The 19,799-nt window shown below is 40.5% G+C and carries 22 protein-coding genes; 6 read left to right on the top strand and 16 right to left on the bottom strand.

Features of this window, described 5'->3' with window-relative positions:
- Positions 1-48 precede the first annotated feature (48 nt).
- The 11 genes from rpsQ to rpsJ are packed head-to-tail and all read right to left on the bottom strand — an operon-like array spanning position 49 to position 5,014.
- Positions 49-306 carry a 30S ribosomal protein S17 gene (rpsQ, locus tag RB215_RS00775; protein WP_011326872.1) on the bottom strand — a complete coding sequence of 86 codons (258 nt, stop codon included), beginning with the start codon at positions 304-306 and terminating at the stop codon, positions 49-51.
- Positions 306-497, bottom strand: a complete 192-nt coding sequence (rpmC, locus tag RB215_RS00770; protein WP_011326871.1) for a 50S ribosomal protein L29 — start codon at positions 495-497, stop codon at positions 306-308. Before rpmC ends, rpsQ begins: the two co-directional genes overlap by 1 nt.
- The gene (gene rplP, locus RB215_RS00765; RefSeq protein ID WP_011326870.1) at positions 497-910 is read right to left on the bottom strand and encodes a 50S ribosomal protein L16; all 414 of its coding nucleotides are present in this window, start codon (positions 908-910) and stop codon (positions 497-499) included. The genes rpmC and rplP overlap by 1 nt, the downstream gene beginning before the upstream one ends.
- A gap of 12 nt (positions 911-922) precedes the next feature.
- Complete coding sequence (gene rpsC / locus RB215_RS00760; protein ID WP_011326869.1) at positions 923-1,624, bottom strand: 30S ribosomal protein S3; 702 nt, start codon at positions 1,622-1,624, stop codon at positions 923-925.
- A gap of 12 nt (positions 1,625-1,636) precedes the next feature.
- Positions 1,637-1,969: a 50S ribosomal protein L22 gene (gene rplV, locus RB215_RS00755; RefSeq protein ID WP_002957892.1), complete on the bottom strand. Its 333-nt coding sequence runs from the start codon at positions 1,967-1,969 to the stop codon at positions 1,637-1,639.
- A gap of 13 nt (positions 1,970-1,982) precedes the next feature.
- On the bottom strand, positions 1,983-2,261 hold the full coding sequence (rpsS, locus tag RB215_RS00750) for a 30S ribosomal protein S19 (RefSeq protein ID WP_010376377.1): 279 nt from the start codon (positions 2,259-2,261) through the stop codon (positions 1,983-1,985).
- Between the two features lie 16 nt (positions 2,262-2,277).
- A complete protein-coding gene (rplB, locus tag RB215_RS00745; RefSeq protein WP_011326867.1) occupies positions 2,278-3,102 on the bottom strand; it encodes a 50S ribosomal protein L2 in 825 nt (274 codons plus the stop codon).
- A gap of 15 nt (positions 3,103-3,117) precedes the next feature.
- Entirely contained in the window at positions 3,118-3,420 is a 303-nt protein-coding gene (gene rplW / locus RB215_RS00740) for a 50S ribosomal protein L23 (protein WP_011326866.1), read from the bottom strand.
- Positions 3,417-4,022, bottom strand: a complete 606-nt coding sequence (gene rplD / locus RB215_RS00735; protein ID WP_002957897.1) for a 50S ribosomal protein L4 — start codon at positions 4,020-4,022, stop codon at positions 3,417-3,419. The genes rplW and rplD overlap by 4 nt, the downstream gene beginning before the upstream one ends.
- Before the next feature lie 17 nt (positions 4,023-4,039).
- Positions 4,040-4,675 (bottom strand): 50S ribosomal protein L3, encoded by a 636-nt coding sequence (gene rplC, locus RB215_RS00730; protein ID WP_011326865.1) that lies wholly within the window; start codon positions 4,673-4,675, stop codon positions 4,040-4,042.
- A 27-nt stretch (positions 4,676-4,702) separates the two neighbouring features.
- Positions 4,703-5,014, bottom strand: a complete 312-nt coding sequence (rpsJ, locus tag RB215_RS00725; RefSeq protein WP_002957900.1) for a 30S ribosomal protein S10 — start codon at positions 5,012-5,014, stop codon at positions 4,703-4,705.
- A 438-nt stretch (positions 5,015-5,452) separates the two neighbouring features.
- Between rpsJ and plsB the strand changes: the two genes are divergently transcribed.
- A complete protein-coding gene (gene plsB, locus RB215_RS00720; protein ID WP_309216677.1) occupies positions 5,453-7,891 on the top strand; it encodes a glycerol-3-phosphate 1-O-acyltransferase PlsB in 2,439 nt (812 codons plus the stop codon).
- A 103-nt stretch (positions 7,892-7,994) separates the two neighbouring features.
- Here plsB and tesB read toward each other — a convergent pair whose 3' ends face one another.
- Positions 7,995-8,852 (bottom strand): acyl-CoA thioesterase II, encoded by an 858-nt coding sequence (gene tesB / locus RB215_RS00715; RefSeq protein WP_011326863.1) that lies wholly within the window; start codon positions 8,850-8,852, stop codon positions 7,995-7,997.
- Positions 8,853-8,928: 76 nt separating this feature from the next.
- On the opposite strand from tesB, the gene RB215_RS00710 reads away from it, so the two are divergent.
- Positions 8,929-9,390 (top strand): EVE domain-containing protein, encoded by a 462-nt coding sequence (locus tag RB215_RS00710; protein WP_182684122.1) that lies wholly within the window; start codon positions 8,929-8,931, stop codon positions 9,388-9,390.
- Positions 9,391-9,576: 186 nt separating this feature from the next.
- Entirely contained in the window at positions 9,577-10,608 is a 1,032-nt protein-coding gene (locus tag RB215_RS00705) for a hypothetical protein (protein WP_011326861.1), read from the top strand.
- 80 nt (positions 10,609-10,688) lie between these two features.
- Here RB215_RS00705 and RB215_RS00700 read toward each other — a convergent pair whose 3' ends face one another.
- Positions 10,689-10,892 (bottom strand): PLD nuclease N-terminal domain-containing protein, encoded by a 204-nt coding sequence (locus RB215_RS00700; protein ID WP_197182387.1) that lies wholly within the window; start codon positions 10,890-10,892, stop codon positions 10,689-10,691.
- Positions 10,889-11,959, bottom strand: coding sequence for a potassium channel family protein (locus RB215_RS00695; protein WP_306287646.1), 1,071 nt, complete (start codon positions 11,957-11,959; stop codon positions 10,889-10,891). Before RB215_RS00695 ends, RB215_RS00700 begins: the two co-directional genes overlap by 4 nt.
- A gap of 179 nt (positions 11,960-12,138) precedes the next feature.
- Here RB215_RS00695 and RB215_RS00690 point away from each other — a divergent pair, with 179 nt between their 5' ends.
- The gene (locus RB215_RS00690; protein WP_306287647.1) at positions 12,139-13,449 is read left to right on the top strand and encodes a short-chain fatty acid transporter; all 1,311 of its coding nucleotides are present in this window, start codon (positions 12,139-12,141) and stop codon (positions 13,447-13,449) included.
- A 58-nt stretch (positions 13,450-13,507) separates the two neighbouring features.
- On the opposite strand, the gene RB215_RS00685 is transcribed toward RB215_RS00690, so the two are convergent.
- A complete protein-coding gene (locus RB215_RS00685) occupies positions 13,508-14,524 on the bottom strand; it encodes a site-2 protease family protein (RefSeq protein WP_309216674.1) in 1,017 nt (338 codons plus the stop codon).
- A 176-nt stretch (positions 14,525-14,700) separates the two neighbouring features.
- On the opposite strand from RB215_RS00685, the gene RB215_RS00680 reads away from it, so the two are divergent.
- Positions 14,701-15,930, top strand: a complete 1,230-nt coding sequence (locus RB215_RS00680; protein WP_041454312.1) for an EAL domain-containing protein — start codon at positions 14,701-14,703, stop codon at positions 15,928-15,930.
- 13 nt (positions 15,931-15,943) lie between these two features.
- On the opposite strand, the gene RB215_RS00675 is transcribed toward RB215_RS00680, so the two are convergent.
- Positions 15,944-17,020, bottom strand: coding sequence for a hemolysin family protein (locus RB215_RS00675; RefSeq protein ID WP_011326855.1), 1,077 nt, complete (start codon positions 17,018-17,020; stop codon positions 15,944-15,946).
- Between the two features lie 84 nt (positions 17,021-17,104).
- Between RB215_RS00675 and RB215_RS00670 the strand changes: the two genes are divergently transcribed.
- Positions 17,105-19,606, top strand: coding sequence for a prolyl oligopeptidase family serine peptidase (locus tag RB215_RS00670; RefSeq protein ID WP_309216673.1), 2,502 nt, complete (start codon positions 17,105-17,107; stop codon positions 19,604-19,606).
- Positions 19,607-19,799: the final 193 nt, after the last annotated feature.

Genomic DNA, 19,799 nt, shown 5'->3' with positions numbered 1-19,799 from the left:
CCAGCAAATAAATGCCGGGGCTTTTTATAAAACAGACTTAATTAAAAATTAAGCTTGTTTTGGACGTTCAATAACTGCTACGAATGTCCAAGATTTACTCTTAGAAATTGGAGCACATTCACGGATAGTAACTACGTCACCAGCCTGAACTTCATTATTTTCGTCATGTACGTGTAGCTTAGTCGTGCGTCGAATGAATTTCCCATAAATTGGGTGCTTCACATAACGTGCGATAGCAATAGTGAAAGATTTTTCCATCTTGTCGCTAATTACACGGCCTTGAAGAGTACGAATTTTATCGCTCATTATTGACCTGCCTTCTGGTTAATAACTGTTTTTACACGCGCGATATCGCGGCGTACTGTTCTTAGCGTGTGTGTCTGAGCTAACTGACCAGTGCTTGCTTGCATGCGCATATTAAATTGCTCACGAAGAAGTCCTAGAAGTTCAGTATTAAGCTCTTCTACGCTTTTATCTTTTAGTTCGCTAGCTTTCATCACATTACCGTCCGAGTTACGAAAGTTGTTTTGAATGGCAATTTACGAGCAGCAAGGTCAAACGCTTCACGAGCAAGCTCTTCTGAAACACCTTCCATTTCGTAAAGTACTTTACCAGGCTGAATTTCAGCAACCCAATACTCAACAGAACCTTTACCTTTACCCATACGAACTTCAAGCGGTTTGTTCGTGATTGGCTTGTCTGGGAAAACACGGATCCAGATTTTACCTTGACGTTTCACGTGACGCGTCATGGCACGACGAGCTGCTTCGATTTGACGAGCAGTCATGCGGCCACGGCCAGTAGCTTTCAAACCGAAAGTACCGAAGCTTACTTTGTTACCGTTTTGCGCTAGACCACGGTTGCGACCTTTGTGCGTTTTACGGAATTTTGTACGTTTTGGCTGTAACATTACTCGCTACCTCTACTTAGCACTTTTTTTGGCTTTCTTTGGTGCGCGTTTAGCTGGCTTCTCTTGCTCTTGTACTAGTGGTAAACCACCAATAACTTCGCCTTTGAAGATCCAAACTTTAACACCAATGATACCATAAGTGGTTAAGGCCTCAGAAGTTGCGTAGTCGATATCAGCACGAAGAGTATGTAGAGGTACACGACCTTCACGATACCACTCTGTACGTGCGATTTCTGCGCCGCCAAGACGACCGCTAACTTCAACTTTAATCCCTTTAGAACCGATGCGCATTGCATTTTGTACCGAACGCTTCATAGCGCGACGGAACATAACACGACGCTCTAGTTGAGAGGCAATGCCGTCTGCTACTAGTTGTGCATCTAGTTCTGGTTTACGTACTTCAGAAATATTAATCTGAGCAGGTACACCAGCGATTTTAGTTACCGCTTGACGTAATTTTTCTACGTCTTCGCCTTTTTTACCGATAACAACACCCGGACGAGCCGTGTGGATTGTTACGCGGATTGATTTTGCTGGACGCTCAATAACGATTTTAGACACAGAAGCCGTTTTCAATTCCTTTGTAAGGAATGTACGTACTTTGTGATCGCCAAAAAGCTGTGCAGAGAAATCTTTTGAACTCGCGTACCAGGTAGAAACCCAAGGTTTAGATATACCTAGGCGAATACCAGTAGGATGAACTTTTTGTCCCATTACTTATATCTCCTAGCTATCTGAAACCATAACAGTGATATGGCTTGTACGCTTAAGGATGCGGTCTGCGCGTCCTTTAGCACGTGGCATAATACGTTTCATTGTAGGACCATCGTCCACAAAGATCGTTGTTATACGAAGCTCATCAATGTCAGCACCTTCGTTATGCTCTGCGTTAGCAATAGCAGACTCAAGTACTTTCTTTACTAATACAGCCGCTTTTTTCGGGCTGTACGCCAGGATTTCTAGTGCGCGATCAACCGGTAGTCCGCGGATCTGATCTGCAACTAGACGTGCTTTTTGCGCCGAACCAGAGGCGAATTTATGTTTAGCTAATGCTTGCATTTATCTTCCCCTCTTATCGTTTCTTCGCTTTCTTATCCGCAGCATGGCCACGGTAAGTGCGAGTTGGTGCAAATTCACCTAGTTTGTGACCGATCATTTCGTCTGTGATAAACACAGGAACGTGCTGACGACCATTATGGACAGCGATGGTCAATCCGATCATGTTAGGTATGATCATTGAACGACGGCTCCAAGTTTTAATTGGCTTCTTGTCTCCGCTTTCCAACGCTTTCTCTACCTTCTTCAGCAAGTGTAGGTCTATAAAAGGACCCTTCTTGAGAGAACGTGGCATGGCTATTCCTCAACTATTATTTAGTACGACGACGTACGATAAACTTATCAGTACGCTTGTTCTTACGTGTCTTAGCACCTTTAGTCGGCTTACCCCATGGAGACACAGGATGACGACCACCAGATGTACGACCTTCACCACCACCGTGTGGGTGATCTACCGGGTTCATGGCAACACCACGAACTGTCGGACGGATACCACGCCAGCGATTTGCACCTGCTTTACCAAGTGAACGAAGCATATGCTCAGCATTGCCTACTTCACCTAGAGTCGCACGACAATCAGCTTCAACTTTACGTACTTCGCCTGAACGAAGACGTAATGTTACATACTGACCATCACGAGCAAGGATTTGAACGTATGCACCAGCAGAACGTGCGATTTGAGCACCTTTACCTGGTTTTAATTCTACGTTGTGAACAGTCGAACCTACAGGCATATTACGCATTGGTAATGCATTACCAGGTTTGATTGGTGCATCAACACCAGACTGGATTGCATCGCCAGCTTTTAAGCCTTTTGGTGCGATAATGTAACGACGCTCACCGTCTGCATATAATACAAGAGCGATGTTTGCGCTACGATTTGGATCGTATTCTAAACGTTCAACAGTGGCTGGAATGCCATCTTTAGTACGTTTAAAATCGATTAAACGGTAATGTTGCTTATGACCACCACCGATATGACGAACCGTAATACGACCATTGTTATTACGACCACCTGATTTAGAGTTTTTCTCTAATAGTGGTGCGTACGGCTTACCCTTATGTAAATCAGAGTTAACCACTTTAACTAAGTGACGACGGCCCGCAGAAGTAGGCTTACACTTTTGAAGTGCCATAATTCTATCCCCTTATTACTCGGCGCCGCCGACAAAGTCTAGCTCGCTACCTTCTTTAAGAGTAACGTAAGCTTTTTTCCAGTCGTTACGACGACCGAAACGTGCGCCAGTACGTTTTGTTTTACCCTTAACGTTAAGTGTGCGAACACCCGTTACTTCTACTTCAAAAAGCTTCTCAACTGCTGCTTTAACTTCAGCTTTAGTTGAATCTTTTGCTACTTTAAAAACAATAGTATTGTTTTCTTCAGCAGCAATAGTGCTTTTTTCAGAGATATGTGGAGCAACGATCACTTTTAAAAGACGTTCTTCGCGAATCATGCTAGCGCCTCCTCAAGTTGCTTAACAGCAGCGGCTGTAATAAGTACCTTGTCGAAAGCAATTAAGCTTACAGGATCGATACCAGCTACATCACGCGTGTCAACCTTATAAAGGTTACGTGCCGATAAGAAAAGATTTTCATCTACTTCTTCAGTCACGATAAGAACATCTTTAAGCTCAAGTTCTTTAAGCTTAGCAACTAGTTCTTTAGTTTTTGGTGCTGCTAGAGCAAAACTTTCAACAACGATTAAACGCTCTTGACGAACTAATTCAGATAAGATGCTTTTAATCGCACCGCGGTACATTTTACGGTTTACTTTTTGGCTATGATCCTGTGGTTTAGCTGCAAAGCTAACGCCACCTGAACGCCAAATTGGGCTACGAATCGTACCAGCACGTGCTCGGCCAGTACCTTTTTGAGCCCATGGCTTTTTACCACCACCGCTTACTTCAGAACGTGTCTTCTGAGCACGAGTACCTTGACGAGCACCTGCTGCGTATGCAACAACTACTTGATGTACTAATGCTTCGTTAAACTCACGTCCAAAAGTAGCTTCAGAAACTTCAAGACCGCCAGAAGCGTCTTTAATTGCTAATTCCATCACTAAATCTCCAGGACTTATGCTTTAACAGCTGGTTTAACGATAACGTCACCGCCGATAGCGCCAGGTACTGCACCTTTAACTAAAAGCAAATTACGCTCAGCGTCAACGCGAACTAGTTCTAAGTTTTGAGTCGTTACACGCTCAGCACCCATATGACCGGCCATTTTCTTACCTTTAAACACCTTACCAGGTGATTGGTTTTGACCGATTGAACCAGGAGCACGGTGAGATAGAGAGTTACCATGTGTAGCGTCTTGCATGCTGAAATTCCAGCGCTTAACACCACCTTGGAAACCTTTACCTTTAGAAGTACCGGTTACGTCAACCTTGTTGATTTCGTTGAATAATTCAACAGTAAGCTCAGCGCCTACTTCAAAATCGCCTTCACCACCATTTAGGCGGAATTCCCACAGACCGCGACCCGCTTCAACACCAGCTTTAGCGAAATGACCCGCTGAAGCTTTGTTTACACGACTTGCTTTTTTAGTGCCTGCGGTTACTTGAAGCGCGTTATAACCGTCTGTTGCTTCAGATTTAATCTGAGCAATGCGGTTAGGTGTCGCTTCAATAACTGTCACAGGGATAGATACACCATCTTCAGTGAAGATTCGTGTCATACCCACTTTACGACCGACTAGACCTAATGCCATTTTCCTAAAACCTCTCTAATCTTCCGATTAACCCAGGCTGATTTGAACATCTACACCAGCAGCAAGATCTAAACGCATAAGAGCGTCAACAGTCTTGTCAGTTGGTTCAACGATGTCGATCAGACGTTTATGGGTGCGGATCTCGTACTGATCACGCGCGTCTTTATTAACGTGCGGTGATGTTAGTACAGTAAAACGTTCAAAGCGTGTAGGTAGTGGAATTGGTCCACGTACTTGTGCGCCAGTGCGTTTCGCAGTTTCCACGATTTCCGCCGTTGATTGGTCAATCAAACGGTGGTCAAAAGCTTTTAGGCGAATACGAATGCGTTGATTTGACATTCTTAACCTCAATATAAAGAGCATTTAAAAGAGCATAAAAAAACGACCGAAACAATCTTAAATATTAAGATGTCGGTTGTTAGATTATATCTACGTTGAGTTCCAAATCGGAACTCCTGTTTATTAGCTAGAAATCCTAGCTTAATTTATCCTTCCAAGTTCCCTTGGGAATTTTGAAAGCCTGCGTATTATAATTACATTGGTGATAAATGCAACAGCTAATTAGTAAATAATTACAGCCTGCTGGTTGCTCAAATATACTGCAACCTATTATAGAGCAGCTACAATCAAGTGTAATGCATATATATTAAGCCATAACGTACTGACTAATCGGCAACGCAAATTAAAGGCTTTTTTAGATCTTATGTTATCATATGCGCCAATTTTGCTTTTATATACCCAAATTATATGGGTAATTACTCTCTATATGGTGAGTCGATGCGTATTGTAAATTATTGCTTAAATGTTTTATCAGCTGGAGTAAGCCGCTTACTTGTAAGAAGTAAGGTACTGCCAGAAAAGCCGACTGAACAATATGAATTAAACTCTAAAAACCCTACCTTTTATATTGTGCGCTTAAACTCTCGCTTTGACTTAGCGGCGCTTGCTCGGGTATGTAAACGCCATGGATTACCCGACCCTAGAGAACAACAAGTATTAGGCACACAACGCTTAGACCGCTTTATAGGGATTGAAAACCCACCTCCATTAATTGGTGACATATCAAAGCCAACTAATGCACTAGCGCAAGGCAAACAAATTATTGATCACTTATTAAGTAGTGGTCAAAAAGATGTACAGGTTATTCCTGTTACTATTTTATGGGGCCGAGCGCCCGGCAAAGAAAAGCCCGGACTTAGCACGCTCATAACACACTCATTAACACCAAGTTGGTTTAGAAAGTTATTTGTGGTGTTGTTTTCTGGCCGAGATAACTTTATCCGCTTTAGCCAACCACTCGACTTATCACTTTTAGTAGACGAAAAAGCGGACGTTAACGAGCTTCCACAAAAACTATTAAGAGTAGCCCGCGTGCACTTTCGCCGCCAAAAACTTGCCGCAACAGGCCCTAAAATGCCATCGCGCGAGCAGCTATTTAACTCATTATTAGCCTCTCCAACAATAAAAAAAGCCATACAAGACGAAGCAAAAGCTAAAAACATTAGCCAAGCGCAAGCACGTCAAAATGCGGTTAAGTTACTTAATGAAATAGCGGCTAACTATTCAGAGGCAATGATACGCGTAGCTGAGCGCTTTTTAACTTGGCTGTGGAATAAGCTATATAACGGTATAGATATAAAATACACAGAGCAAATTCATGAGCTGACTAATAAAGGCCACGAAATTATTTATATGCCGTGCCATCGCAGCCATATGGATTACTTACTACTTACTTATGCTATTTATCATCAAGGTTTAGTACCACCACATATAGCCGCGGGTATTAACCTTAACTTTTTTCCGGCAGGCGGGATCTTTCGCCGCTCGGGTGCGTTTTTTATTCGCCGTTCATTTGCCGGTAATAAGCTCTACTCTGCAGTATTTAAAGAATATTTAAGCCAGTTATTTATTAAAGGTTACTCTGTTAAATTTTATACCGAGGGCGGGCGTAGCCGCACCGGGCGTTTGTTACCACCTAAAACGGGTATGTTAGCAATGACCATGCAAGCTATGCTGCGTGGTATTGACCGCCCTATTTCTATTGTGCCGGTATATATTGGTTACGAGCACGTTATGGAAATTAACACGTACCTTAAAGAACTCGCTGGAAATGATAAAAAAGGTGAGTCTATCTTTGGAATTTTTAAAGCGATTAAAAATCTTAAAAACTATGGTCGAGGTTATTTAAACTTTGGTGACCCTATTTCCATAAACCAATACTTAAACGACAACCAACCCAATTGGCGTGACGACATACACCCTACCGATGTACAAAAACCACAATGGTTAGGCCCACAAGTGGCAAACCTAGCCGACCAAGTTATGGTTAAAATTAACAATGCAGCGGCACTTAATGCGGTTAATTTATTAGCGATGATTTTACTGGTAAACGACAAGCACGCACTGAGTAAGCCAAAACTTTTAGCGCAACTTGATTTTTACTTACGCTTACAACGCGACGCCAGCTACAGTAATAAAGTAACAGCTCCAGAGGAAACGCCAGAGCAACTGTTAACGCATGCATTAAAGCTTAATAAGTTTGATGTGATAAGTGATGAATTTGGCGAAATTATCGCGATTAACGATAAAGAAAAAACACTCTTTAATTATTATCGTAATAATATTTTACATCTTTTTGCCGTACCAAGTTTAATTGCACTGCATTTGTTTAGAGAAAAAACCACAACAGTTTCAAAATGTCAGCAGCTAGTTGCTGCGTTTTATCCGCTATTTGCTAAAGAATGGTATTTACGAGAGCTAGATGAGGACTACATTACGCGTATTTTAGCTAATTTTGTCGATCAAAACTTAATAGAACTTGATGGCGATAACATTCATATAACCAATACCAACGACTGTTTGGCTAAATTGGATATGTTAGGTAAAGCACTAAACTTTACGTTGCAGCGTTATGCCATTGTGATTGGCTTTATACAAACTAGCAACGGCATTGAAAAAGCAGAGTTAGAGCGAGAAAGCCAAGTGCTAGCACAACGCTTAGGTACTTTGCATGGGATTAAAACCCCAGAGTTTTTTGATAAAAAGGTGCTGGTCAGCTTTATTGATAATTTACGCGCACAGTCTTTAATTACCGATGGTGATGCGGGCTTAATAGGCAGCGTGCAATTATGTGAAACTTATATGCATCTTAAAGCATTATTGCCAGCACGTGTTTGGCAATCAATTAGCGATATAGTACAAGGTCAGTGTAAATAAAGCCTTAGTTTTGAGTGAGTGCTACGCCGCTTACTTACTTGTTTAAATGTAGGTGCCGTACAATTTATATGGCACCTACTACCCTTTGTTACTAGTGCGTAAGTTAGCGCTGACGCATAACCCCTTCTTGCATTGTTGAGGCAATTAAGTTGCCTTGGCGGTCAAAAAACTGCCCTCTTACTAACCCTCGACCAGAACTTGCACTTGGGCTGTCAACTGAGTATAAAATCCAATCATCCATTCTAAATGGTCGATGAAACCACATTGCATGGTCAATCGTGGCAACTTGCATATTAGGTTGCATAAAAGACACACCATGCGGCTGCAAAGCAGTTGGTAAAAATTCAAAATCAGACGCGTACGCTAATAAGTAATTATGAATACGTTGATCGTCTGGCATTTCACCGTTAGCTTTAAACCAAATGTGCTTAACAGGCTCCATTGCTTCAGGTTTAAATGGGTTATGAAAGGTCACCGGACGTATTTCTATTGGCATTTCACTAATAAATTGATTGCGTATAGCTGCGGGTATTTGCTCGGCGTTTTCTTTATAAAACTCTAACGATGAACGCAGCTCTTCGGGTAAAGGTACGTCAGGCATAGTCGCCTGATGCGATAATCCTTCTTCAGCCCCTTGAAAAGACGCTGTCATGTAAAAAATAGGCTTACCGTACTGAATAGCACTAACCCGACGAGTGCTAAAGCTTTTACCATCGCGAATAGCTTCTACATCATACACAATAGGCTTAGTGGCATCGCCTGGGCGTAAAAAGTAAGAGTGGAGTGAATGTACAATACGCCCCTCTGGTAGCGTTTCTTTTGCAGCAGATAGCGCTTGGCCCATAACTTGGCCGCCAAATACAGCACCAAAACCTAAATCTTGGCTTTGCCCTCGATACAAACCTTGCTCAATTTCTTCAAGTGTTAACAACGACAATAAATCATCTAATACTTGGCTCATTATTACTTCCTCAATTCTCTAATACCCAAATGATACTATACAATAGAGGGATGTAAATCATTCTACGAGTCCTGATATGGCGTATTGGCTATTTAAAACTGAACCCGATGCATTTTCGATTGACGATCTTAAAAATGCACAAAATCAAACCACACTTTGGGAAGGGGTACGTAATTACCAAGCACGTAACTTTATGCGCGACGAGGTAAAAGTAGGTGACCTCGTAATGATTTACCATTCTAGCTGCAAGCTCGTAGGCGTAGTAGGTATTGCTGTAGTAACAAAAGCAGCTTACCCAGATCCAACTCAGTTTGATTTAAGTAGTGATTATTATGATGCTAAAGCCACCAGCGACAATCCTCGCTGGGTAGTAGTAGAAGTAACTTATCAATCTCATTTAGACTCTCTGGTTAGCTTAAAAGAAATAAAAGCTAACCCTCGCATCACCGACATAGCGCTTAAAAAAGGCGGGCGATTGTCAATAATGCCCGTAACCAAAAGTGATTGGCAAATAATCACCCACATGGCTGAGGAGTAAAATATTTTACTATTTAACCTGAGCCTAGTTATTTAAAAAGCGGTAAATTTAGTTACCGGCTAATTTATAAGTAAAGCAATCCTCTATGCAACAGGTATAACTCTCTGACACTAATACAAAAGTACGTTTGTTTTTCTTATCTATGGTAATTTGCTATAATTCGCCGCTTGTTTTTGTGGAGGAAAAATGAAGTTACTGTATTGGTTAGATGAGTGGTTAACCCTTTCGTGTGATGAGCAGCAAGCCAAACTGCCAATGTCTGGGGGAGATTTACTTGGCGATGTATATGTTAAGTACGACTTTATTGATATTAATAAGCCTCTACTATTTACCTTTTCGCCTGCTGGTACTGATGTGCAGGAGCAAGACCTTCACGCAGACTTCGCGCCTTGGGGTTATCACCTAGCACAAAAACAAAACGTAAATGTTATCGCTTTTCAGCATTTGGGTAAGAGCAACTGGTTTCGTAACCGTAATTTAATTTTTTTTCTGGAACAATTATCCCCACTGCTTACATCTTTTAAAACTCGATTAGGTTATGGCTTAAGCCGTGGTGGCTTTGCGGTTGGTGCTTTTGCAAAATTATTAAAGCTAGATCAGGTATTGCTTTTTCACCCTGTTAGCACTAAAAATAAAAGCTTAGTGCCATGGGACGACCGCTCTAGCACAGATATAGCTCAGCAATATGATTGGGAAGGCAGTTATGCCGATTTAGATTTAGGCAACGCCCAAGGCTATATTATTTACGACCCCACTAATCGTATTGATCGACTACATGCCAAGCGCTATAAGCAACTTAACCATTTACGGGTATTTGGTATGGGTCACGGCACTCACGCCACTTACTTAAACAAGTTTGGTTTTTATAAGCAAGTAGCTGTGGACTTTATGCGCCATCAACAAATTGATATTGCGCAGTTTCGCCTGCAAACTAAAACCTTACGCTTTAAAGAGGACTATTACAAAAGGCTCAATAAAGCGAATAAAAAATCGGCGCATCGCCTAGAATTACTAAGTACTGCACATAATATTTTGATAGACGAAAAAACAGCTCACGTACAGGAGCATCAAGCCAGTATTGATATTCAGCCACTGATTGATGTAGCGCTTAAACATCAAGAGCAGCACCCCGATGATGCCATCCAATTACTCGAAGTCGCCAAGCAATTAGCGCCAAACGACCCTCTTGTGAAGCACAAACTGAAAGAGCTTGAATAGTACTAAAATTTAAACTAGCGGCCTGCAATACTATTAATACCACTGCGGCAACTACTTCCTATTGCCCAAAAGCCTTATATTTAAGGCTTTTTATTTTGCCTTTTTTTACGCCCATGTTTAGGCACTATGGCTAAATACATAATAAGCCCTAACCACGAAAAAAATACAATGCCAATTAACCAGGCATTTTTTTCGTGGCCTTGAGTGCGCTTACTATTGAGTATAATAACCACAGGTAAAATGTAGGCAATTAAAAGAATGATTAAAAATATAACTTCGTTCATGCTTTTGCCAAAGCAGGCCAGTCCACTTCACGACTTAATACTCGCTCTACTGCTATGTAGTGCAAAATGTCGCCGGCGCTAATTTTATAATCAAGTGGCGGATTTAAATCCATATTTTGTGCACTTAAATTGTGTGCCACACCAAGTAAAATAGCATCATGCTGATGTTTAAAATGATGAAACAACGTACCAAACTCCATCTCTTTGCTTTGCTCTGGAACGGCTAAGCTAAACTGCGTATCGCCATGTAAAATTGATAGTAGCTCTTCGTGCACTCGGCTCGAACCTGGATCTTGCATTGAACGTACGAGTATTTCTGCCGATTTAACACTGCTGCATTCTACATTTTGGCAATGCTCTAATAGCATATCTACTTTTGTTTCATCTAAAAAATGCGCGCTTATATGGCAATCATCTTTAACTAAACGGCTAATGCGCAATGCGGTAGTAAAGGTTTGATCGTCGTCTTGGCCGTCAATAATCACTTTATCGGCGTAGCTTATAGCTACACGTTTTAGCTCCTCTAAATCGGTAAAGCTACTTAACCGCACAAAGTCGACACTTTCGTTACTTAAAAATGGGTGCTCCATTTGCTCAGTTACTGCAAGTAAAATACGCCGTTCGGTACGTTTAGTGTCGGCCAGAATGTAATCAATCATTTTTTTAGTACGGGTATCGTGCCAACCAAAAATAATAATATGGTTGCTACTGTGAGCAAAGTTTTTATCACCAGTCATAGCGCGCCTAATTAAGTAAGTTATTGTTTGCCCTGTTTTGCCTAACAGAACGCCAAATAAAGCTAAACCAAAAGGTATTTGTATTAAAGCCACCACCCAACGCCCTAAATCTGTGGTTGGGCTAAAATCGCCATACCCTACGGTTGAAGTGGTTACCGTGTAATAATAAAAAAAGGTTGTTAGGGAGGTGAGTGCTTGCTCATTTGCTATATATAACAATCCCCATGTTAAAAGCATATGAGTCAAAATAGCCAGTGCCACTGCTTGCCAACTCAACTGATCTATATGAGCCCGTACAAGTAACACTAGCCTTTTAAATATCACCGGCATAATACAAAGTCTTAGTTAGTAAATTATCTATAAACAACACGTTACTTTATGCTATTGGTTTAAGCAATATTTTCACTATTCTCATTTAAACATAACGCCCATAAGACTAAATGCGGTTTGCCAATTAATGTTTTTCGTGATTAATTACCCTGCAAATAATACTAACAACAGTCCTAGTTATGCTTAATAAAATAGCCACTCCCTTTACCAAGCTCGTTGAGCGCTACCTGCCTGATCCCTTTATATTTGTAATACTGCTAAGTGTTATTACCTTAGTTATCGCTAGCGTGTTTACTCCAGCAACCGGTATTGAAGTACTGCAAGCGTGGGGCGATGGTTTTTGGAACTTACTTAGCTTTGCAATGCAAATGCTGCTGGTGTTAATTACCGGCTATATGTTGGCAAGCACTCCACCTATTAGTAAGTTACTAGAAAAGCTCGCCACCTTTGCTAACACTGCACCAAAAGCAATTATATTAGTAACGCTTATTTCACTACTCGCTAGTTGGCTTAACTGGGGGTTTGGCTTAGTTATTGGCGCGTTATTTGCCAAAGCCATTGCTAAACACACCCGAGTTGATTACCGCTTATTAGTTGCCAGCGCCTACTCAGGCTTTGTAGTGTGGCATGGCGGGTTAGCAGGCTCAATTCCACTGACGATAGCCACCGAAGGGCACTTTTTGCAATCAAGCATGGGGATTATTAGCACTGAGCAAACGCTATTTGCGGGCTTTAATATTGCCATACTAGTAGGGTTATTTATTATTATGCCGCTAGTTAACCGTTACATGCTACCAAGCGCCGAGGAAAGTGTTTACATAGACTCCGCACTATTAAAAAGTACCTCCCCTGCAATAATTAATATTACCAGGCCAGCCCAACACTTAGAGCAAAGTAAATTGCTTGGTATTACAATTGGCTTACTGGGGTTAATTTATTTAGGTTATTACTTTTTAGTTGCCGGTGGCGGCTTAAACTTAAATAGCGTAATTGCGTTGTTTTTGTTTTTAGCTATAACCTTACATCAAACACCGCATAACTTACTCAATAGCTTACAGCAAGCAATTCCTAGTGGCGCAGGTATTGTTATTCAATTTCCGTTTTATGCCGGCATTATGGCGGTAATGGTTGATAGTGGCCTAGCACAGCAAATATCAAGCGGTTTTATTGCCATAGCGGATGCAGACAGTTTGCCATTTTTTAGTTTTATAAGTGCCGGGTTGGTTAATATGTTTGTGCCTTCGGGCGGCGGACAATGGGCGGTACAAGCGCCAATTGTAATACCCGCAGCGCAAGCGCTTGGCGCCGACATATCAAGGGTTGCAATGGCAGTAGCTTGGGGCGATGCGTGGACTAACTTAATTCAACCTTTTTGGGCATTACCTGTACTTGCTATAGCAGGCCTAAAAGCCAAAGACATTATGGGATTTTGTGTAGTGCAGCTATTTGTAACTGGGGTATTTATATCCTTAATGTTGAGCTTTTATTAACTGTATAAAAATAATGTATTAAGCAGGACTGCAATTACAGCCCTGCTTTTAAATACGATTAGCTCGATAATATTTTCATTGGCAAGCTTAAAATGGGGTTTTCTGAGTCTGCAAAATGCATCATTACGGCTACATGCCCGGCAACCACCAGCGCATACATCACCGCTGAAAAACCTTGGCCATACTTATCAAGTGGCATTAAATGTGAAGTGTGCCTGCCGCGCCATTCAAATACAATTTCCAGCGCACCAATAAGCAAAAAGAACACCAACAACATTAAACCAAAGGTGTAACTTAGCCATAAACCAAACAGCACTCCCAATAAACACACACTTAAACCGACCCATGAGCGCATAGAAAAGCTAATACTTTTTAATACATGGCCACCATCAAGCGGTAAAATAGGCAGTAAATTAAATAAGTTAAGTAAAGCGCTAAGCACAGCAACACCGGCAAATATTTCCATTTCGGTAGCGTAGTACAACACTAAACTTAATACTGACGTTATAAGCCCAAACGCGGGGCCCATTAAAGAAATCACTACATCTTGCCAACGCGTGGTAATTTTATCATCACTTACTGCAAGCCCGCCTACAAACGGAATTAAATAAATGCCTTTGGTTTTAATGCCAAAATATTGCATGGCACGCACATGGCCGTATTCATGCACCACTAAGCAAGCAATAAGCATAAGTGCAAACTCAATACTGAATAACCAGGCATAACCGGCAACTGACGCTCCCGCTAACACTACCTTAATTACTTTGGCACTTTTAAATAGCTTAAAACCAAGGGCGGCCAATCCAAGCCAGCCTTTTTTAGTTTCACCACCAGTAGCTGCAGGTAAAGCAAGTTGCGTAGCAAACTCATCGTTTACAAACAACGAAATACTCTGCTCATTTACCAATGAGCTATCAATACCTATTAGTTTGTTATCAAAAGTAAATTGATAATAGTTGTCGCGGGGGTTATCAAAAGTAATCGCTTGTTGACTATGAAATATCTGCACAACTTTTTGCCCAGAAACCATTAGTGTAAAAGGCTGATCGGCTAACTTAAGTTCTATTCTTATCATAATTAAAACCGTTTAAAACAATAGCGCTAGTATACCGACTCAGCTAAAAAACACGAGCGAGCATGATTAATAACAACTTTTTATTAGCCGGATAATATACACATTAAAAGAATGACAAACACATGAGAATCTACTACTTTTATAGTAATACACACTATGCATTGAAAGGGATAACAGTGAAAAAAGTAGTGCCTAATATTCTGGTCGTTGATGACTCAAAAGCTATTTTAATTGTAATGGAAGCAATCCTCGCTGAGTTAGATATGTCAGAAACCATAACCACTTGCCTAAGTGCTACAAAAGCGCTAGAAAAAGTTAAACGTGACATAAACTATTTTGATGCCATTTTTACCGATTTAAACATGCCTGAAATGGATGGCATGGAGCTAATACGCCATTTAGGAGAGCTAAATTACCAAGGCGCCATTATTATTATTTCTGAAATGGAGCATAAGGTAATTAGTTTAGCTGCCAACTTAGCCAAGCAGCATAATGCTCACCTTATCGGTAATATTTCTAAGCCCGTACAATTAACTCAAGTAGGCTCCTTGTTAAATAAAGTTGCCTATTTAAATAGCCACACTTTAATAAAAGAACCTGCTATTTCAAAAACAGAGCTTATTAACGCATTAAAAAATGACGAAATAACGCCGTTTTATCAACCTAAAATATGTATTAATACCAGTAAAATAAAAAGTGCTGAAGTATTAGCGCGTATTGTGTCAAATACCGACGGTAGTATAATTTTACCAGCTCGTTTTATTAGCCTTGCTGAGCAACATGATCTAATTAATGAAATTACATTTGCGCTCTTTGAAAAAGCCACCAGTGATTTCGAAAATATAAAAGAACAGCTAGGACAAAATTTAAAACTGGCATTTAACTTATCTCCCATGCAGTTAAACGATCTTAGCTGCCCAAATAAGCTATTACTTATATTAAAACTTAACCAGCTTAAACCTAGTGATATTATTATTGAGATAACCGAACAACATGCGCTTTCAAGCCTAAGCCAATTAGAAACATTAAACCGCTTAAGAATGCATGGTTTTGGTTTATCGCTTGACGATTTTGGCGTTGGCTTTACTAACATGAGCCAGCTTAAAAACTTGCCCTTTACCGAAATAAAAATAGACCGCACACTTATTAGTAATATAGAAACAGATCAGTTTTCTCAAGTTGTTGTAAGCTCCCTCATCGACATTACCAATCAAGAGCATTTAGAACTAGTAGCAGAAGGGGTTGAGCGCCCCGAAGAGCTTGCCTATTTAAGGCATTACAAAACTCGCTTAGCAATACAGGGATTTTTATTTAGTCGTCCTAAATCTAAGAGTGAATTTATAGACTGGGCACAATATTGGATTAAAGTGACAGGAAATACCATTAACTATAAACCCCCAAGCTAATAAGGAGACCTCTTTAGTTGTCTCCTCTAGGGTGTTTATCCTCTTCAGTGACTAAGTTTTTACTATTTGCCAAACGTTTATGCCAACGCTGCTTCGCAACCGCACGCATATTAGTGGACTGATCACGCTCATCTACAATTTCTAAACCCATTAGTGCTTCAATCATGTCCTCAAGCGTAACAATACCCTGTACGTCGCCATACTCATCAACCACTAAACAAATATGCGTGCGGTCTGTTAATAAGGTTTGTAACAACGACGACGCATTTTGCGAACTAGGAACCGTATAGATTGGCTTTACTAGTTTACTAATTTTGTAATCGCTACCTAAGCGATGACATGCCAACATAATATCGTTTTTATGCACAAAGCCGATAATATCGTCAGTGTCTTTATCAAACACCAATATGCGAGAAAACGACGACGAACCATGCAGGTTCAAGTATTCGTTTACGGTTAAGTCTTTATGAACTTTAAAAATAACTGTACGTGGGGTCATCAAATCGCATAATTTGGCATGTCTAAAATGTAATAAGTTACGAATTATTTCAGACTCATCTTGGTGCAGCGCCCCCGACTCAGTGCCTATATCGGCCATGGCTTCTATTTCTTGGCGAATATAATAGGCTTGGTCATGCTTTGGTCCCATTAAATTTGTCAGCTTTTGTGCAAGCCATACAAAAGGTTTAAGCAATATAACTAAAAAACGTAAACCGTAAGTCACACTTGGGGTAAGTACTCGCCAATAGTTTGCCCCTAACGTTTTAGGTATGATTTCAGAAAACACCAGCACAAATAAAGTCATCACTGCAGAGGCAACCCCTACTGCTGCATCCGAAAATACAATAGCTGCTTGCGCGCCAACTCCAGCGGCTCCGGCGGTATGCGCCACCGTATTAAGCGTTAAAATAGCCGCTAATGGCTGATCAATATTATTTTTTAGTTTTTCGAGCTGCTTAGCTAATACAGGCTGCTTTTTACGCAGTAATGCAACATAACTAGGTGAAATGCTTAACAGCACGGCTTCCATTACTGAGCATAAAAATGAAATAACAATGGCAACGACCATATAAACTATCAGTAATGTCATTTGATCTCCGCTTAGTTGAATATATGGGCATGATAACAATACATGCTATATTTGGCCAAAGACTCAATAATAATAGGTATAATAATGAAACTTAACGCACTTTGGCGTCATAGCAATAAACTATTTAAACACTCCTTTGCCCTTTTTACTCTTAGCAGCTTAAGTTTTGCCGCGTTTGCAGCACCGCTTGATAAATCTAAAATTCAATTTATTGGTCCACTGGCTGAAAACATGCAATTAAAGCCTTTTCAAACGGCCCAAAGCGATACCATAATTAGTAACTTATTACCCCAGCTACAACTCCCCGTAGCTAACTTTTCGGTGTTTGACAAAAAACACAGCTGGCAGCCATTTAATAAAATAAATGCACTCACTTTAGGCGGCTTACAGGCACTTAAGTTTAATATAGAAACCACGCGTTTTAGCCAAGGTACGTTAACCTTAAAAGGCATTGAACAAGGGCAATTGTTTATAAATGGCGAATTGCAAAAGGCAGACAACAGCAGCTACAAACTCGCCTTAAATAATGGTAGTCATACTGCTATTATTGTTGCGCAACAAGTTGCAAATTGGCACGATGTAATACTCGACTTTGCACCAAAAACACCGAGCGATAACATTACCCTTAGTACTTCACAAACTAAGCGTTTATCGGCAAAACAATTATTTGATGCTCCCACTATTAGCGGCTTATCATTAGCGCCAAACTCAGAGCACTATATTACGACAACGCGCCGCTTTAATGATAAAACACTAAATCAAGCAAACAATGTAACTGAACTTAAAAACACCGACAATCAAACACTGTATCGCTTTGAGGCAGAACAACCAAGCAACCTTATTTGGAGCCCAGATAACCGCTTTTTAGTGTATTTACTAAATGGTGAATTAAAACAACTTAACCGTAAAAATTTATCAGTAAAAACCCTCTCTACTCGCTTAGAAGGCGCTAGCGGTTTTACCTTTTATAACGAGCACAGTGTAATATTTAGTTGGTCTAACCCTGCATCTGACAAGGGTAATGACAAACTCACGAAGCATTATAAAGGGTTACAAGATCGCTGGTCATACGCACGTTCAGTAAGCCAAGTTTATATGCTTGATACGCAAAGTGGTTTAATAAAAACACTTAGCCAAGGGCCACTTTCGCATAGCTTTGAAGACTTTAACAATAAGCGCGGTAAACTATTAATGAGCCGCCCTGTAGTCGCTATGCAAGCGTCAACTCACCCAGAAACAGAACTAGTAGAGCTTGATTTAAAATCAAATAAGCTTACTTCTTTGGGTAAATTTAAAACTTTTAATCAGGCCAAGTACGCCAATAAGGACGTGTATGTTGTTGCGGGCCCCGACTTTAAAAATGGGGCAGGTAGAGCATTGCCAAAAGAAATGCTAGCGAATAACTACGACGGTCAACTTTACCTGCTTACAGACGGCGGAAAAAACGTTAAAGCACTCAGTAAACAGTTTGATCCAGCAATTGGAAGACTGAGTGTTTTAAACAATGGCGACGCATTGCTAAAGGTTACTGAGCACGACACCCAACCGCTCTACCTATTTGATTTAAGTAAGCAGCACTTTAAAAAATTAAATACCGGTTTAGATATTGTTGAGCAGTTTAGCTACTCAAACGAGCGCAACATTGAAATATTACTCAGTGGCACCACGGCTTCTAGTCCACAACAATTAAAGCGATTTAATATAAGTAAAAACACCGCTAAAATAGTCTGGGATTCAAAGCCACTTAGCTATGCAAATACACAAATTCCAACTCTCGAAGAATTTAATTTCACTAATAAAAATGGCGTTGAAATTTCAGGGCGTGTTTATATCCCAAATAACCTTGATAAAACTAAAAAACACCCAGCGCTGGTTTATTACTATGGCGGCACATCGCCAGTGACACGAGGCTTTACTGGACGTTATCCGTTTAATTTATGGGCGGCAAACGGGTATGTGGTTTATGTAATACAGCCAACAGGCGCTACCGGCTTTGGGCAAAAGTTTTCGGCGCAGCACGTTAATGCGTGGGGCAACTACACCAGCGACGATATAATTGCAGGCACGCAGGCATTTTTAAATAAATACAACTATGTAGATAGCGAAAAGGTAGGCAATTTAGGTGCCTCTTACGGTGGCTTTATGACTATGCATTTAGCAACTAAAACCGACTTATTTAGCGCATCGATTTCTCATGCTGGTATTTCTAACCTCACATCTTACTGGGGTGAAGGATGGTGGGGCTACTTATATTCTGGCGAAGCGTCTAAAAACAGCTTTCCGTGGAATAACCCCGAGCTTTATAGTAAACATAGCCCGGTATTTAATGCCGATAAAGTAACCACGCCTATGCTACTCATTCATGGTGACAGTGATACTAACGTACCCGTTGGCGAAAGCTTAACTATGTACACTGCACTTAAATTACTTAATAAAGATGTAGAGTTAATAGAATACAAAGGTGCGAACCATCAAATTATTGCCCGCGACAAACGTTTTGATTGGTGGAATACCATGTTAGCTTATTTTGATAAAAAACTTAAAAATGAGCCACAATGGTGGGATTATCTTTACCCTAACGACTAATCGCTAAATTATTTTTAATAATTAAGCAAACTTAGATTAAGATATTTATTCTGAGTACAGCAGGCTAAATAGCACCTTTAATAAAACCCTAAAGGTGCTAAATTTTCTAAACTGTAAACTTATTAACTACTTTTGAAACATTAGCTTACTTAAAAACAATAAACGCCCTTCTCAGCCTTTACTTAATGGTGCT

Origin of the sequence: Pseudoalteromonas sp. HL-AS2, assembly GCF_031198805.1 — a bacterium.
GTDB classification, from domain to species: domain Bacteria; phylum Pseudomonadota; class Gammaproteobacteria; order Enterobacterales; family Alteromonadaceae; genus Pseudoalteromonas; species Pseudoalteromonas nigrifaciens.
Note: the sequence above shows the minus strand (reverse complement) of the source record. Positions and strands in the feature narration are given on the sequence as shown.

Bases quoted from the DNA above. Each gene is read 5' to 3' on its own strand.
- rpsQ (WP_011326872.1), bottom strand. From the start codon at position 306: ATGAGCGATAAAATTCGTACTCTTCAAGGCCGTGTAATTAGCGACAAG.
- rpmC (WP_011326871.1), bottom strand. From the start codon at position 497: ATGAAAGCTAGCGAACTAAAAGATAAAAGCGTAGAAGAGCTTAATACT.
- rplP (WP_011326870.1), bottom strand. From the start codon at position 910: ATGTTACAGCCAAAACGTACAAAATTCCGTAAAACGCACAAAGGTCGC.
- rpsC (WP_011326869.1), bottom strand. From the start codon at position 1,624: ATGGGACAAAAAGTTCATCCTACTGGTATTCGCCTAGGTATATCTAAA.
- rplV (WP_002957892.1), bottom strand. From the start codon at position 1,969: ATGCAAGCATTAGCTAAACATAAATTCGCCTCTGGTTCGGCGCAAAAA.
- rpsS (WP_010376377.1), bottom strand. From the start codon at position 2,261: ATGCCACGTTCTCTCAAGAAGGGTCCTTTTATAGACCTACACTTGCTG.
- rplB (WP_011326867.1), bottom strand. From the start codon at position 3,102: ATGGCACTTCAAAAGTGTAAGCCTACTTCTGCGGGCCGTCGTCACTTA.
- rplW (WP_011326866.1), bottom strand. From the start codon at position 3,420: ATGATTCGCGAAGAACGTCTTTTAAAAGTGATCGTTGCTCCACATATC.
- rplD (WP_002957897.1), bottom strand. From the start codon at position 4,022: ATGGAATTAGCAATTAAAGACGCTTCTGGCGGTCTTGAAGTTTCTGAA.
- rplC (WP_011326865.1), bottom strand. From the start codon at position 4,675: ATGGCATTAGGTCTAGTCGGTCGTAAAGTGGGTATGACACGAATCTTC.
- rpsJ (WP_002957900.1), bottom strand. From the start codon at position 5,014: ATGTCAAATCAACGCATTCGTATTCGCCTAAAAGCTTTTGACCACCGT.
- plsB (WP_309216677.1), top strand. From the start codon at position 5,453: ATGCGTATTGTAAATTATTGCTTAAATGTTTTATCAGCTGGAGTAAGC.
- tesB (WP_011326863.1), bottom strand. From the start codon at position 8,852: ATGAGCCAAGTATTAGATGATTTATTGTCGTTGTTAACACTTGAAGAA.
- RB215_RS00710 (WP_182684122.1), top strand. From the start codon at position 8,929: ATGGCGTATTGGCTATTTAAAACTGAACCCGATGCATTTTCGATTGAC.
- RB215_RS00705 (WP_011326861.1), top strand. From the start codon at position 9,577: ATGAAGTTACTGTATTGGTTAGATGAGTGGTTAACCCTTTCGTGTGAT.
- RB215_RS00700 (WP_197182387.1), bottom strand. From the start codon at position 10,892: ATGAACGAAGTTATATTTTTAATCATTCTTTTAATTGCCTACATTTTA.
- RB215_RS00695 (WP_306287646.1), bottom strand. From the start codon at position 11,959: ATGCCGGTGATATTTAAAAGGCTAGTGTTACTTGTACGGGCTCATATA.
- RB215_RS00690 (WP_306287647.1), top strand. From the start codon at position 12,139: ATGCTTAATAAAATAGCCACTCCCTTTACCAAGCTCGTTGAGCGCTAC.
- RB215_RS00685 (WP_309216674.1), bottom strand. From the start codon at position 14,524: ATGATAAGAATAGAACTTAAGTTAGCCGATCAGCCTTTTACACTAATG.
- RB215_RS00675 (WP_011326855.1), bottom strand. From the start codon at position 17,020: ATGACATTACTGATAGTTTATATGGTCGTTGCCATTGTTATTTCATTT.
- RB215_RS00670 (WP_309216673.1), top strand. From the start codon at position 17,105: ATGAAACTTAACGCACTTTGGCGTCATAGCAATAAACTATTTAAACAC.